This window comes from Nocardioides sp. NPDC051685 (assembly GCF_044453405.1).
Lineage (GTDB): Bacteria > Actinomycetota > Actinomycetes > Propionibacteriales > Nocardioidaceae > Nocardioides.
Map to the genome: position 1 here is coordinate 593,075 of NZ_JBITCR010000002.1, position 14,758 is coordinate 607,832.

At 65.5% G+C, this 14,758-nt stretch carries 10 protein-coding genes; 5 read left to right on the forward strand and 5 right to left on the reverse strand.

The window, feature by feature from the left end; genetic code table 11:
* Window position 1: 1 nt before the first annotated feature.
* Complete coding sequence (locus tag ACIA03_RS08015; protein WP_396980985.1) at window positions 2–2,158, reverse strand: CoA transferase; 2,157 nt, start codon at window positions 2,156–2,158, stop codon at window positions 2–4.
* Window positions 2,159–2,162: 4 nt separating this feature from the next.
* Entirely contained in the window at window positions 2,163–2,360 is a 198-nt protein-coding gene (locus ACIA03_RS08020) for a ferredoxin (RefSeq protein WP_396980987.1), read from the reverse strand.
* Between the two features lie 315 nt (window positions 2,361–2,675).
* On the opposite strand from ACIA03_RS08020, the gene ACIA03_RS08025 reads away from it, so the two are divergent.
* The 4 genes from ACIA03_RS08025 to ACIA03_RS08040 all read left to right on the forward strand — a co-directional run bounded on the left by ACIA03_RS08025 (window position 2,676) and on the right by ACIA03_RS08040 (window position 7,828).
* Window positions 2,676–4,022, forward strand: a complete 1,347-nt coding sequence (locus ACIA03_RS08025) for an NtaA/DmoA family FMN-dependent monooxygenase (RefSeq protein WP_396980989.1) — start codon at window positions 2,676–2,678, stop codon at window positions 4,020–4,022.
* 318 nt (window positions 4,023–4,340) lie between these two features.
* A complete protein-coding gene (locus tag ACIA03_RS08030) occupies window positions 4,341–5,147 on the forward strand; it encodes an SDR family NAD(P)-dependent oxidoreductase (RefSeq protein ID WP_396980991.1) in 807 nt (268 codons plus the stop codon).
* 334 nt (window positions 5,148–5,481) lie between these two features.
* The gene (locus tag ACIA03_RS08035; RefSeq protein WP_396980993.1) at window positions 5,482–6,702 is read left to right on the forward strand and encodes an acyl-CoA dehydrogenase family protein; all 1,221 of its coding nucleotides are present in this window, start codon (window positions 5,482–5,484) and stop codon (window positions 6,700–6,702) included.
* Between the two features lie 193 nt (window positions 6,703–6,895).
* A complete protein-coding gene (locus ACIA03_RS08040; protein ID WP_396980995.1) occupies window positions 6,896–7,828 on the forward strand; it encodes an alpha/beta hydrolase in 933 nt (310 codons plus the stop codon).
* Between the two features lie 171 nt (window positions 7,829–7,999).
* Here the strand turns inward: ACIA03_RS08040 and ACIA03_RS08045 are convergent, their stop codons facing one another.
* From ACIA03_RS08045 to ACIA03_RS08055, 3 genes are all read right to left on the reverse strand, one after another.
* Window positions 8,000–9,115 (reverse strand): Gfo/Idh/MocA family protein, encoded by a 1,116-nt coding sequence (locus ACIA03_RS08045; protein ID WP_396980998.1) that lies wholly within the window; start codon window positions 9,113–9,115, stop codon window positions 8,000–8,002.
* A 78-nt stretch (window positions 9,116–9,193) separates the two neighbouring features.
* Window positions 9,194–11,359 carry a hydantoinase B/oxoprolinase family protein gene (locus ACIA03_RS08050; RefSeq protein WP_396981000.1) on the reverse strand — a complete coding sequence of 722 codons (2,166 nt, stop codon included), beginning with the start codon at window positions 11,357–11,359 and terminating at the stop codon, window positions 9,194–9,196.
* Between the two features lies 1 nt (window position 11,360).
* Window positions 11,361–13,430, reverse strand: coding sequence for a hydantoinase/oxoprolinase family protein (locus ACIA03_RS08055; protein ID WP_396981002.1), 2,070 nt, complete (start codon window positions 13,428–13,430; stop codon window positions 11,361–11,363).
* A gap of 253 nt (window positions 13,431–13,683) precedes the next feature.
* On the opposite strand from ACIA03_RS08055, the gene ACIA03_RS08060 reads away from it, so the two are divergent.
* Window positions 13,684–14,718 (forward strand): helix-turn-helix domain-containing protein, encoded by a 1,035-nt coding sequence (locus tag ACIA03_RS08060; RefSeq protein WP_396981004.1) that lies wholly within the window; start codon window positions 13,684–13,686, stop codon window positions 14,716–14,718.
* Window positions 14,719–14,758 lie beyond the last annotated feature (40 nt).

A 14,758-nucleotide genomic window follows, 5' to 3' on the forward strand; every position in this document is an offset into this window, starting at 1 on the left:
GTCAAGGACCTTCCTCTGTGGGTAGCGGCGCCTTGGCCCGCGACTGCCGAGCGGTGATCCCCAGCTCATCCTGGAACCAGTCATCGCCATGGTCGGGCGGCTCACCGGCACGCACCGGCGTGCGTGAGAGCAGCAGCGGCGTGCCCAGCTGCAACACGAGCCCATGGGTATCCGAGGAGTGGGCGACTCTCAGGCCGCGCTGGTCGGCAACGCCGTCGACGTCGAGAATCCGGTCGAGTTGACCCGGAATGCTGGCGGCTCCGCCGCAACTCACCACCCGATCGATGACGGTCGCCGCCGGTTGGGATGCGGCCCACGAACCCATGTCGGTGGGGAGCGAGTCGATGAGCCGCTGCCATGTGCTCGTGCCCATGCCCACGAAGACCCAGGCGTCGGTGCATTTGTACATCCGATGGCTCGCCGACCAGCCGGGCATGTCACTGAACTCGCGATCACGCCACGACTTCCACCCGTCGGCCAAGAAGGGCAGTTGCGCCAAACAGGCCGCGTCGACCAACGATGTGTGAACACGGCCACTCGGTCGCCCCCGGCTGGCGCCGACCAGCGCGGCAATGACTCCGAACGCTCCCAACCAGCCGGCCAGGTGGTCGGTGAACGGCATGCGCGGGATGTCAACGTTCGGCGCAGAACCGCTCGGGATCATCTCGCCGACGCAGGCGACCGTCAGCCCGGAACTGGCATTGGCGATCTCTGCGTAGCCGCGAAGGTCGGACCATGGCCCGCCCTCACCGTAGGTGCTGATGTGCGCGCTGAGCAGAGTCGGATATCTGCCGGCCAGGTCTTCGGGGTCGAGGCGCAGGCGACGCAGAGCCGGCCTTGTGAAAGTCGACACGACGACGTCCGTCCATAAGAGAAGGGCATCCATGCGGTCGCGACCGCCCGGCGCGTCGAGGTCGACCTCGGCAATGTGCTTGCCGCGGTTCACCACCTCGTGGAAGAACGGTTCACGATGGCCTGCCTGGGTCCTCTCCGGGAGCACGTCCGCCTTGACGACCTCGGCGCCGAGCTCCGCCAACACTCTCGAGGCGGTCGGACCGGCCAGCACTCGAGTGAGGTCCAGCACTCGGTAACCCGCAAGGGGGCCCGCGCCTTTGCAGCGGCTGTCTGGGGAGCTCGCCGAATGTCCGTTCACCAGCTTGCGAGCGTGCACACGAACAGCGGCCCCAAGAACCGGCGCGATCGGCCACTCCCCCGGCCTGCGCACGATGCTGACCGGGACGCCTGCCGACTGCGCCAGAGCCTCCCATTCCGCGGCAGGCCGTGACCGAAGCATCGTCACGAGTGAATCGCGCAAGCGAGCGCGCGCGGACGGGTCGTCGCGCAGGACATCGTACGACGCCTCGGCAGCGATCTGCTCTCCACTCCAGCCGGCAGCCTGGAGGAACCAGCGCAGGTGCCGATGCCATACGGTGATCAGACTCAACCGCCGGCCGTCGGAGCACTCATAGATCCCGGACCCCATGAAGAACCAGTGGGGAGGGTTGCGCTCGTATCGGGTGGCCCTCGAGCCGATGGCCTCGAAGAACCCGTCGTGGAGCGCTGCCTCGACGTGCTGGCCCCGGCCGGATCGCTGGCGGTCTAGCAACGCGGCCACGGCCCCTGTCGCGCCGATGACGGCGGCGAACACCGAGGCGAGCGGCAATGGCGAGAACGGTGGCTCCGCTTGCGGCCACCACTCTCCCTCGAGCATCTCGGCGGAGCGCTGCGGGTACGCACCCGCAGCCGCCAGGACCGGCCCCTCCCAGCCGGGCATCGATGCCCGTGGATCGTCCCGGCCGAATCCTGGCAGCGAGCAGTGAACCAGGCTGGGCCAGGCGGCCGCGGTCTGTTCTGGTCCGAGGCGAAACCGATCCAGCGCACCCGGCCGACTGTTCTCGATGAGAACATCGCTCGCAGCCACCAGGTCGTGCGCCGTGGCCAGGCCGGCCGGGTCTGTCAGATCGAGGCGCAACGTCTCACTACGAGAAGCCAGCAGATGGTGATTCGCCTGGCCGTCGTACCGCGGCCCTTCGGGATGCTCGATCCGCACAACCCGAGCACCCAGGTCCGCGAGCAGGCGCGCGGCCAGCGGTCCTGCGAGGTACTGCCCGATGTCGACGACCAGGAGATCGGCGAGGGGGCGATGGGGATCAGCCACGGGATCAGTCGTCGGCCACCGAGAGCGCGCTGACCGGACAACCGCTGACAGCACTGCGCACGAGTTCGATGTCAGCCGGATCGACGTCAGCCTGGTCATCGACCTCGAGCTCGCCTTCGTCGTTAAGCACGAAGATCTCAGGTGCCAGACCCTCACAGATACCGAGGCTCACGCATTTCGACCTGTCCACGACGACCTTCATTCGACCTCCCGACTTGTGATAGAAATGATTATAACCCTAACATGGCTTGGTCCTGGCCGAGGAGGACCGAAGGAGATCGCACTCGTTTCGCCGGCGATCTCACACAGCTCGACCTATTTGCCCTCCCCCGAGACCCAGGATGCCTTGACCTCGATGCTGGATCTGACGCGCTCTTTCCCGAGTAATGTGCGCGGAGCGGCTGCCCTGACTTTCAGGCCACATCCCACTCACCATTCCTGATCCGTCCCTCGCATCCTGACAAAGATTATGATGTAATGTGTGACGTTAGCCATCATCGGAAAGTAAGGACCGCCCATGTCGCGCCGGGATGACCACATGATCTTCGCCGCCTTCGCCTCGGCATCTACAACGAAGACCTCGCTGGGCGCGTGGATGCACCCTTCTACCGACCCCGGATTCCTAACGCCCGAGTACTACATCGATCTGGCGCGAGAACTGGAGCACGGCGGATTCGACGTGCTCTTCTTCGATGACCGACTGGCCATGCCAGCGGCGTACGGTGGCTCCACCGAACCGGCCGTCGAGCGCGGTTCACGGGTCGTCAAGCTCGACCTGGTCGCGCTGCTCGGCCTGCTCGCCGGCCACACGAACCGGATCGGGCTCGGGGCAACGTACTCGACCACCTACGGCATGCCATACCACGTGGCGCGGATGTTTGCGACGCTCGACCACCTGTCACGCGGCCGGGTGGTGTGGAACATCGTCACCTCGCTCAACGAGGACGAGGCGGAGAACTTCGGGACCGATTACCTGCAGGCCGATCAGCGTTACGACCGGGCCGACGAGTTCCTCGAGATCACCACACAGCTGTGGGAGTCCTGGGCGGAAGGTGCCGTCGAGCTCGACCGCGAGACGGGTCGGTTCGCCGATCCGGCCAGCGTCCGCCGCATCGACTACGACGGCAAGTTCCTCCGGTCCCGTGGTCCATTGACCGTGCCGCGCACTCCACAGGGTTGGCCGGTGCTCCTCCAGGCCGGTCAGTCCGGGCGAGGACGCCAGTTCGCCGGGCGCTGGGCCGACCTCGTCTTCACCACTGCCCACAGCGCCGAGGCAGCACAGAAGCACTACGCCGCGCAGCAGGCAGTGACCGAGCAGGCGGGGCGTCCGAAGGATGCCGCGAAGATCCTGCCCGCAGTGATGTGCATCGTCGGCGAGACGGAGGAGATCGCCCGCCAGAAGAACGACTTCTTCAACGCGTTGTCCGACCCGATCGAGCAGCTCGTCTTCCTCGCCGAGCAGGCGAACTTCGACTTCTCCGACATCCCGATGGACGAGCCCTGGGACGACGCCAACTTCGACCGTGTCACCGGCACGCGCGGCATCATCGAGGCGTTCGTCAAGGCCGGCCGCGCCGCCTTCGGGGCGGACGCCACGTTGCGTGACATCGTCAAGGCAAGGTCCATGACCGCCGGCAACCGGTTCATCGGTACACCGACGCAGGTGGCCGACACCCTCGAGGAGTGGTTTGACTCCTACGGCTGCGACGGGTTCGCGATCATGCCATCCGACGTCCCCGGGTCGTTCGAGGACTTCACCAGACTCGTGATGCCAGAGCTGCGGCGCCGCGGCAGAGTCCCGGAGGTCGAAGTGACTGGCGTCACGCTCCGCTCGCGCCTCGGTCTGGCGGATCGCACGCAGTGAGCTCGGCGGCCGAAGTCGACAGCGAGGAGAACGTCGTCACCCCTGGCCATCGACGATGGCGTCGCCACCATCACGCTCAACCGGGCCAGAAGTCCTCACTCGATGTCGCCTGCCGATGCCCGTCGTCGACGCTGAGTTCGGGCGCCGCGATTGGCGCTTAATCATTATCAGGATGAGATCGGACCGTGGGACTTGATGGCCGACGAGTTCTCGCGCGACCAGGTCTCAGAGTTCTTCTCGCCATCGCGCCACTGCCCGTAGCCCGCGGACGTGCGAGCCCAATCCACGCCGCGATCTGCTGACCATGGAGAGGTACTCATGAGCAACGACATCTTTCCCATCGACCTGACAGGCAAGACAGCATTCGTCACTGGCGCCGCGAGCGGGATCGGCCGTGCCGTCGCCGTGCTTTACGCCCGCGCCGGCGCGAAGGTGGTGTGCTCGGATGTCAGGCCCGACGGTCTCGACGAGGTCGTGTCGACCATCACGAGTCTCGGCGGTGTCGCATCGAGCGCCGTACTCGACGTCAGCGACCGGGCCACGGTTGAGTTGGCGATCTCGAACGTGGGAGAAAGCTGGGGTGGCGTCGATGTGCTCTGCAACGCCGCGGGCATCTTCATCGACGTCCTTCCTTCCCGTCCGAGCGAGGCTGACCTCGACCGCGTCATGGACGTCAACTACAAGGGCACGCTCTACACCTGCCAGGCCGTTGTGGCCCAGTTGCGTTCGAGGGGAGTCGGGGGAACGATCGTCAACCTCACGACAGGAGGTCTCGACAAGCCGCTCCCCACGCAGTTCGCCTACCTGGCCTCCAAGGCGGCGGTCCTTGAGCTGACTCGCTGCCTCGCGCTGGACGTCGGCGCCGACCACATCAGGGTCAACGCGATCGCGGCCGGCTATGTCGACACTCCGATGATTCGCCGAAATGCCATGGACGTGGATGGAACCATCGACGCGGAGAAGTGGCGACAGACGCGGGAAGGCTATGCGTCGCTCTCTCCGCTAGGACTCGTCGGTGAGCCGGACGACATAGCCATGACCGCGTTGTTCCTCGCGACCGAGGCGAGCCGCTTCTACACGGGCCAGACCTTGCGCCCGAACGGTGGCTTCGTCGTGCCGCGCTGATCTCGAGGCGATCGGCCTCGGCCGTTCGTAGTGCGGCTGGAGGCCGCCCCGGACCACCGCCGACGGCGATGGCCTTTCCGGAGATGTCTCCGCTGGCGTCGCCAGCGGAGAGCAGGGCGCCTCGAAGTGCTCCGGCCGCCCCCGTCGCCGACCGCTGTCGCCGCCTTTGTTCGACGCCAAGCGATATAGACCGACCCGCACAAGGTTATAAATTCGATAATCCTTGACATGATACGGCACCGGACCTAGCCTCACATGGTGAGTAGTGATGCACCTCACTCGATGGCAGAATCTCCGGATTGGCACAACCCTCGAGCACGAAGGACCACGACCCATGACCACAACGACAGGCGCCCCGCCCACCACAAGAGCCGAGAGCCAGGCAGAGCAGATCGCCAAGTGGGTCGAAGTGACCAGATCACTGCAGCCACTGGTCGAGTCCGAGCGTGAGGAGTCATACAGAGACGCCAGTGTCACGAGCAGGGTCGTCCAGGCCTGGAAGGACGCCGGCCTGTATAGGGCTCAGTTGCCAGTCGAACTCGGTGGTGACGGCATCGACAACGTAGTCCTGATCAACATCATCGAGGAGATCGCTCGGCAGGATGCCTCCGCCGGGTGGACATTCGGCGTGTCAGCCTCCGGAACAACCATCGCCGGTGTGCTGCTTGACAAGGATTCCTACCTCGAAATAATTGGGCCCGATGGTGATGGCCTTGCCTGCGGCTTCGCCAATGGCATGCCCCCGGGCACTGCCAAGAAGGTCGATGGGGGTTACCTCGTCAAGACGGACCCAATGCCGTTCGGTTCGGCGACTCTGCACACGACCCGAGTCATCAGCTTGCTCTTCCTTGTCGATGACCATGACGAGAAGGTGCTCGACGGTGACGGCAATCCGGTCGTCCTCATGGCTTACATTGACGTGAAGAACGTCGAATGGCTCAATGACTGGTACGCCTCCGGGCTCGCAAGCACCGGGTCCGGGCACCTAAAGATCCTTGAGCACGTACTCGAAGACAAGTGGTTTGCCCATCCTGAGACGAGGATCCCAGGTACGCCCTTCGCTCAGGAATTCTGGACCCCCTCTATCCTTTCGCACGTCGGGGTCGCGCTCGGGCTGGCGAAGCGGGCGCTCGAGGAAGCCGCCAAGGCGACGAAGAACAAGCGCCGCGGCGCAGTTGCCGACCTCGACAAGGACGCGCACTTCCTCTACGAGTTCGGCCGCATCGAAGCGGCCTACCAGGCCGCTCGCGCCTTCTGCCTCAAGGCATACCAAGACGCATGGGATGCTGCGGAAGCTGGGACCTTCAACCAATCCCACATCAACCGGATCGACCAGTCGAACTACTACCTCACGAGTCTCCTCAACGACATCGTCTCAACCGCGGCTCTGTGGTGCGGGTCGGGGGTTGTTCCCCGCGACGGCGTTGTCGCCAGGATCGTCGCTGACGCCAGGGTGGTCATGAACCATCTCGTGTCCGACCCGCAACAGCTCATCAAGGTCACTCCGTCGATCCTGGATATCTGGCGCGACGAAACGAAAGTCAACAAATGCTGACGCCGCGAATCACTGGCCGGTTTGACGGCAGACCCCTTCCGGTCGGGAGCTCGCGGGAGTGCGGGATCTCGACCCTGGATCCCGCCGCCCCCAAACTCGGCCACCGCGAGTTCTCACGCAACACCTGCTCAATCGACAACATCACTGTGAGCGACAGCGCCCGCGCTGATCGACTTCTGGAAGAGGCACAGACGTGACGACGATCAAAGAGCAGCCCGTCCTGGCTGGTGACCGGTCCGCCCTGAAGGATCTCTACCGCAGCTGGAACGAACGACTGGCCGCGAGCGGCGAAGCCGGCATGGCGTTCATCCGGGATCTCTACGAAGGGTGGGGGCGCTATGCGACCGAGGCACCCGGGGTGAGCTATGAATCGGTCGACGTCGACGGTGTTCCGGCGATCTGGGCAATCCCTGCGGATGCCGTGGAAAACTCGGCGCTGCTGTTCCTCCACGGGGGCGGATTCATCGGCGGCAGCCCGACCAGCCATCGCAAGCTCGCGGGTCACATCGCACGAGCCGCGCATCGCCGCACCCTGATCATCGACTACCGGCTGGCGCCGGAGCATCTCTATCCGGCAGCGCTCGAGGACACGCTCACGGCTTTCGACTGGCTTGAGACGCAGGGTTTCACCCCAGGATCGATCGGCCTGGTGGGAGACTCGGCCGGTGGCCTGCTGGCCACCCGGGCCGCCGTCGTACGCGCTCGTAGTGGGCGCGAGCAGGCAGGTGCGGTCGTTGCCCTCTCGCCCTATTACGACCTCGAGGCGCTGTCCGACTCGTTCGACGCCAACCGCGAGGTCGATCCGATCGCCAGTCGTGAAGGCATCGCGGAGAACGTTGCTGCCTTCCTCCCGAAGGGGATGAGTGCCAGCGATCCGGAGGTCAACGTACTGCGAAGCGACCTCACGGGATTGCCACCCGTATTCGTGTCGTTCGGCACGGACGAAGCCCTCAAGGGCGGGGGCCAGATGTTCACAGAGCGCGCGAGAGCGGTAGGCGTCACCGTCGTTGAGGAGGAGCTCGCGGGGATGGACCACGTCCCACAATTCTTGGTCGGGTATGCACAAGAGGCGACCGACTCAGTAGCGGCAGTTGGCGATTTCTTGGCGGAGAATCTGGAGATCTGAGTTAAAGGCCGAATCATTCCCGCGAGTGACTCTGCCCAACGGCACTGGGTCGAACGGCGGGCGGGCGTCGCATATCGGTAGTCATCGACGATTGGCTCCGGTCGCGACGTGCAGTTGGCGAGCGCGATGTTGGCGCTACTCGAACGGATCTTTACCCGTCATCCACGGCCGTCAGTGTGCGGCGACCGCGATGCTGCGATGGCGCTGCACGGCGTGGGTGAAGTCCGGCACCAGCGAAGTTCCCTCACGGAGATCAGCAAGGAGCTGTTGGTAGGCGTGGGCGACGGCGTACGCCGGTGCTTGGGCCACCGGGTCGAGTGTGGGCACCTGTATGAACTCCGCCGGCACCGGCAGCGGGGACAGGTACTTCTCCGCTCCGCGAGCGCCCTCGACCGTTGGAGTTGCCAACTGGAGGTGCCCGGTGGACGCCGTCACGACGATGTCACCCTCGGCGCCGTTGATCTCCCACCGGAAGTTGGTCGCCCTGCTCATTCCTCCGCGGTAGTGGAATGTCGCCACAGCCCCGCCCGGAAGCGTGCCCGAGGCGACGATCTGGTCCGGCACCGTCATCGGCACCATCTCCCCCGTCTCGGCGTCCCGACTCGCCGTCCGCCGCCGTGCCTGTCTGATCTGCAGATCCTGGGGCTCACCGAGCGCGGAGGCGAAGCCGTCCAGCGTGTGGCCGAACGGGATGGTCAGCAGACTCGCGCCCTTGGTGACGTCGAGCGTGTACCGGTTCCTCGGGACGATCTGGCCGCCCCAGGTGCCGCCGGAGCCGACCACCGTCGTGGACAGCACCTCGCCGACGTAGCCATCGTCCACCAGCGAGCCGAGATAACGCACCGCGGGGTGCGACCGGGCCTGGAGCCCGACTGCGGTGGGCACAGATTGCTCCCGAGCCAGCGCCGCCATCTGCTCCGCCTCAGCGAGACCGTTGCCCAGCGGCCACTCGCACAGCACGGGCTTCCCGGCCTCCAGCACGCTCGTGACGAGTTCGAGGTGGTGCGGAACCTTCACTGCGACGATCACGAGGTCCACCTCGTCGCAGGCAGCCAGATCGTCGGCGGTGCCGAAGGTACGCGAGATCCCATGAACCTCGCCCCATCGGCTCGCCGACTCCGACGAGCTCGCCGACAGCGCCCGCAACTCGTAGCCGTCGACCGCCTCGAGAGCGGGCTTGTGGCTCGTCGCGGCCCAGCTGTCCGCCGCACCTAGACCGATGATGCCCACGCCGATCGGCTTGCCAGTCGCGGCCAGCTCAGCAATCGCCGAGGTCGTAGTACTCACGACCAGCACCCTACTCTATCTCTATAATATATCAATAGATATCGACTCGGTACTGACCTGACGATTTCGGCGACCTGGTCAGACTCCGCTGGACACGGCTGGCGTCGGCTCGGCGTCCGCCTGGTGCAGGTCCGTGCCGAGCGCCGCAGCACAGGACGGGCAGAAGTACTCGGTGAGGCGGATCGACTCAGCCTCCTTACGCGGACGAGTCCACATGTCGAGCTCCGCAAGCCGTTCGAAGGCCGGCGTCGTCCGTCGTACCGCGCCAGCTCGCCAGTTCTCGCCGAGCACCGCCAGCTGGCTGTCGCAGCTGGCGCAGGACCAGCCCTCGGCGTTCTCCACCATGGCGATACCGGCGTCCACGGGGGCGCGCTGCGGGAGCGAGGGTTCGCCATCGATCCGCTCGCGCCGGATCTTCTCCCGCAGCGACGCTGTCGCGGCTACGTCGACGCTTCCGGCGTCCGTGAGCGCGACTCCGTACCCGGCGCTGGCGTTCTGCCGCGTGATGTAGAGGTCGGCGACGTCGCGGGCGACGAGCTCGGGGTCGCGGAGTAGCGGATCGCCCAGCCCAGCCCCGCCGCCGCCGCGCATGATCACCACGTCCCCGAGGCGTGCGACGAAGTGGCCGACGTTCGACGGATAGTCAGGTGTGGTGCCCTCGATCGTGGCCTCCAAGGTCTGCTGCCGGGCAGCGAGCCGCTCCTGGACGTTCGTGCCGTGGATCGCCTTGACGAGCCCGTTGCCGCCCGGGAGTCCTCCGCCGACCCCGTTCGCCGGCTCTTGGGCGACCGCCATCGTCAGCGCCCCCTGCACCAAGTCGGTGTCGTAGAGCGAGAACGCTGTTTCCAGCGACTGCCCGCCGCGGTAGAGCCCAGGCCCGCCAGAGTTCTTGACGAGGCGCCGCCACAGATACAGCGCGGGGTTGTTGCCCTCATTGGTCTCGATACTCGCGAGGCTCACACCGAGAGTCGTCGATGAGCCGTAGAGGTCCTGCCCGTCGAAACTGCTCTGCGCGCCACCCCCGATCCCCGCGACTGCGTCCATGAAGAAGACGACCACCGGGATGCCCCCTCGGCCGACCCCGGCGAGCGGTGTCAGCGGTCCAGATGTGTCGCCTACAGCTCCGACACGAGACCGGATCGTCGCGTCCGTGCTCAGCGAGAAGGCCTGGTTCAGCGCTCCCTTGATGGCACGCAGGATGGCGAGGCCCGCCGTTCCGTGAGCGCCGCTCACCGGCGCCGGCGGCTCCGCGTTGACGATCGTCCCCGATCGCCCGAGCCCGATTGTGATCGGACGCCACATCCCGGCGTTGAAGGGCACGTCTCCGTAGGCGAGCGTCGTCAGGAGTGCGACCATTGCCCAGCCATGGGCAACGCCCGTGGTGCCGTTGATCAGCGCCGTGATCTGGTCATCGCCCTCGAAGTCCAGTCTCATCTGAGATCCCTCGATGGTGAGGGCGAGAGTCACGTCGAGCACCTCATCGGTGCCCTGACCGTCGTACTCGACCATCTCCCGGCAGTGGTACGTGCCGTCGGGGATAAGCTCGATCCGAGACCGCAGCGTGTCCTCGGTGAGGGACTTGTTGATCTCGCAGTACTCCCGAAACCTCTCAGAGCCGTACCTGTCGACGACCGCGCTCAGCTTCTCCTGAGCCACGTTGCTCGCGGCCATCATGCTGCGGAGGTCGTTCAGCACCAGGGGCGCGACGCGCACGTTGTTCGCGATGTACCGCTCCCAGTTCGGGTCCAGTACGCCGTTCTCGATGATGCGCGTGGCCGGGAAGCGCAGCCCCTCCTCGTACACCGAGGTGGCACTCGGCGCGAACCCCGACACCCCGGAGCCGCCGATGTCAGCCACGTGGACGTTCGAGAACGCCCAACCGATGTGCTCGTCACCGTAGAACGTGGGCGTGATGATCGCGACGTCGGCCTGGTGCAGCGCGCCGCCCTCGAACGGGTCGTTGAGGATCCAGCCATCCCCCTTGCGCACCTCCCCATCCCCGAGGGTCTCGATGACCAGCCGCGTGCCCATCAGCGAGGACCCGGCATGGAAGACGAGCGTCGAGGACATCGCCAGGTGCTCACCGGCACGGTCGAGGAGCGCGGTCGCGAAGTCCTGCACCTCGTAGACGACCGGGGATCCGGATGTCCGAGTGAGCGTGATCGCCATCTCGTTGACGATGTTCTCGAGGGCCTTGCGGTGGATCTCGACAGCTACCGGGTCGTGTTCGGTCGTGGTGGTCATCTCAGGACTCCTTGGGAAGGGTGAGGACGAAGTTCATGAGCTCGTCGCGTTCCGCGACGACACCGCTCGGAACCAGCAGCGTTGTGTCGATGGACTCCACCAGCGCCGGGCCCTCAATCTGGCTGCCGTGCGTGAACAGCGCCTCGTCGTACACCGGGATCTCCACTCGCCGGCGCTCCGCGGGAAGAAAGACCTCGCGACGATGCTTGACCATCTCGTCCGGAGACCGAGGATCCAACAGCGCCTGCTTGATCTGCGGATGTGGGAGGCGCCCACGAGCCGTCACCGTGCAGTTGAGCATCTGAGGGGGGATCGGCCAGGCCGTGCCCTTGCCGTACGTGCGCTCGTAGACCTCGGTGAACCTGCGCTGCAGGGCGGGCACGTCATCCTGGCTGAGGCTGTCGCTCGGGAGCGTCATATCCAGCGCGTGCACCTGACCGGCGAACTGGAAGTCCCCGCTGTGCGTGATCTCGATCTCGTCCTCCGCGAAGCCCTCGGCTGCCATCATCGAGCGGCATAACGAGGTCAGCTCCTCCGAAACCGCATTGACGCGATCAATCTCGTCCTGTCCGAGGAGCATGGACTGCACCGTGCGGTCCTGCCGGATCACGAAGTCCGACACCAGGAGTCCGCGGGCGCAGAAGACCGAGCTGTTGTGTGGAATGACGACGGTGCTGATGTCGAGGGATCGCGCGATCTGCGCTGCGAACCATGGCAGGGTGCCGCCATAGGCGTAGAACACGAAATCTCTCGGATCATGGCCACGAGAGACGCTGACCTCACGCATCGCGTTCGCGCTGTTCGCGACCACGAGGTCGTGCACCGCCGCAGCGGACTCCTCCGCTGTCCAACCCATCGGCTCGGCGATCGCTGAGGAGAGCGCACTCTCGGCAAGTTCTGGGTGAAGGGTGAGCTTCCCACTCAGGTAGTTCTTCGGGTCGATCAGGTTCATCGCCACCATCGCATCGGTCACCGTCGGCTCGATGCCGCCGAACCCGTAAGAAGCGGGTCCCGGCGTCGACCCGGCACTTCTCGGGCCAACCTGAGGCACCCCGCGCTCGCTGATCGACGCGATGCTGCCGCCGCCGGCCCCCACGGACACGACGTCGACCAGGGGCAACGCGGTTCTGAACCGGCCGATGCGGATGTTCTTCTCAATCTGGATGTCACCGTCGAAGACCAGCCCGGTGTCGAAGCTCGTACCCCCCATGTCACCGAGCAGGACCCTGTCATGACCGAGGCGACGCGCGAGGTCGCGGGCGCCCGCGGCACCGCCCGCGGGTCCGGCGCCCAGCAACGCGAGTGGAACCTGCTCGGCCCGGGCCTGGCTGATACCGCCGCCAAGGCCCTGGAAGAACACCGCCTGGCCGGCGAGCCCCGCATCCTTGAGCTTCCTGCCGAGCGTGCGCAGGAAGATCCGCGCATCCTCATGGACGAACGCGCTCAACACGGCCGTCATCCACCGCGGATATTCCCCACGCAGTGAGCCCGCCTTGCTCGATGCGATGACGAACAGGTCGGGGTACCGCTGTTCGATCAGCTCGACCGCACGCTCCTCGTGCGCCGGGTTCGCGTAGCTGGACAAGAAGCACACCGCGATCCCGGTCACGCCGCGCTCCTCCACCAGGACCCGGGCGGCTTCCAGAACCTCGTCCTCCGAGAGTGGGACCAGCTCACGCCCCAATGCGTCAATGCGCTCCTCGATCTCGAAGATGTCGCGCCGCGCGACGATGTCAGGGACGTTGGTCTGCATGTGGTCGTCGACCTGCCGCAACCGCGTCCCGCCGGCGAAGCGGAACTCGTCTCGGAAGCCCGCGGTAACCAGCACCCCCACCTTCGCACCCTTGAGCTGCGTGATGGCATTGGTGACGACGGTGGTCGCATTGACCAGCAGCCGAGTCGAGTTGAGAAGATCCTCACGCGCGATGCCGAGATTCTCCGCGGCGGCCTCCACCGCGTTGAGGACACCGACACTGAAGTCGTCGTACGTGGTCAACGCCTTGCCACGCGCCTCATCGGTGCCGTAGACCACCTGTACGTCGGTGTGCGTCCCACCTACGTCGACGCCCACGAATGCCTCCCTGATGCCACCGCTCGCTCGTACATCGATGCTCATGCCAGCTCCGTCGTCTCCGGGCATTGCCAAGAGTGCTTCTTGGCAATCATTAAAACTATTAAGATGTGACCTACGCTACAGAAACAGGACGGGCCTGCGCCTTCGAGTTCTCGTCAACTGGCTGTGAATTCGCGACAAGTTCACGCTTGTCCCGCGCACAGACCACCACTAGCGTCACTCGCGAGAGAACCGGGAGGGTAGCCAACATGTGCCTGCCACGTACAAGAACGTGCGCTTTCCGAACATGAGCGTTCGGCTCATGCATGATCTCCTTGTCGAGAACGGCATAGATCCGCAGCCTGCGATCCGCGAGGCCCAGATCGAGCCCTCGGCCCTCAGCACGGCGGGCGGCTTGCTCACCGGGGGGCAGGAACTCGCGTTCCAGTCCGCGTTCGCCCGGCTGACGGCAAACCGGCGGGGACACTGGGCCGAACTCGGCTTCCGCTACCGCTTACCGACGCTTCGGTCGAACGGCTTCGCGATGATGACCGCCCCGACAATCCGAGATTGGACGCGCGCCGTTGCGGAGAATGTCGATCTCTACTACTCGTTCTGCGAGATGACTGCGATCGAAAGCGACGGGGTGGTCGCAGGGCTCCAGCTCGACTACGCACAGACGCCGCGCGACCTTGTCGAGTTCTCGGTCCACCGCGATCTCGCTGCAACGATCGGCGCGCAGGAGGAACTCTGGGAGGGCCCGTTCCCCTACACGCAGATCACGGTGCCTCTCTCAGACCTCGACGCGCAGCTGAGTGCGAAGATCCGGGCGCCGATCCAGTACGGCGCCGAGGCGCTGCAACTCAAGTGGTCGACGACGATGTCGACCCGGCCCCTGCCTCATGGTGATGAACTGCAGTTCCAGACCTACCTCGAGGAAGCGCGGCGCTTGTCGCGTCAGTTCCGGCTCGACGTCGATTGGAAGGCAAGCGTGACTGCCGCCATGACCCGCACGTCACCCATGGCCACCGGACTGACCGAGCTCGCTGCCTTGCTCAACATGTCGAAGCGCACACTTCAGCGACGCCTCCTATCGGCCAACATGAGTTTTCGGGAACTGCGCGACCAAGCCCGCTTCGCGGTCGCTAGGGAGGCGCTGGCCAGCAGCAATGTCTCGATCACAGACCTCGCCCGTCGCCTTGGCTATGCCGAGCCGACTGCCTTCGCCACGGCATTCAAGCGCTGGGCCGGCACCAGCCCTACCGCGTTCCGCGCGGACCCGTCACGCTACCAGTGCCGGGGATAGGACCCTGACGGTCGGTCCGCTCGGCAGGGGTGCCCGTTCG

Excerpts from the sequence above, each read along its gene's own strand:
- ACIA03_RS08020 (WP_396980987.1), bottom strand. The coding sequence starts at position 2,360 with ATGAAGGTCGTCGTGGACAGGTCGAAATGCGTGAGCCTCGGTATCTGT.
- ACIA03_RS08025 (WP_396980989.1), top strand. The coding sequence starts at position 2,676 with ATGTCGCGCCGGGATGACCACATGATCTTCGCCGCCTTCGCCTCGGCA.
- ACIA03_RS08030 (WP_396980991.1), top strand. The coding sequence starts at position 4,341 with ATGAGCAACGACATCTTTCCCATCGACCTGACAGGCAAGACAGCATTC.
- ACIA03_RS08035 (WP_396980993.1), top strand. The coding sequence starts at position 5,482 with ATGACCACAACGACAGGCGCCCCGCCCACCACAAGAGCCGAGAGCCAG.
- ACIA03_RS08050 (WP_396981000.1), bottom strand. The coding sequence starts at position 11,359 with ATGACCACCACGACCGAACACGACCCGGTAGCTGTCGAGATCCACCGC.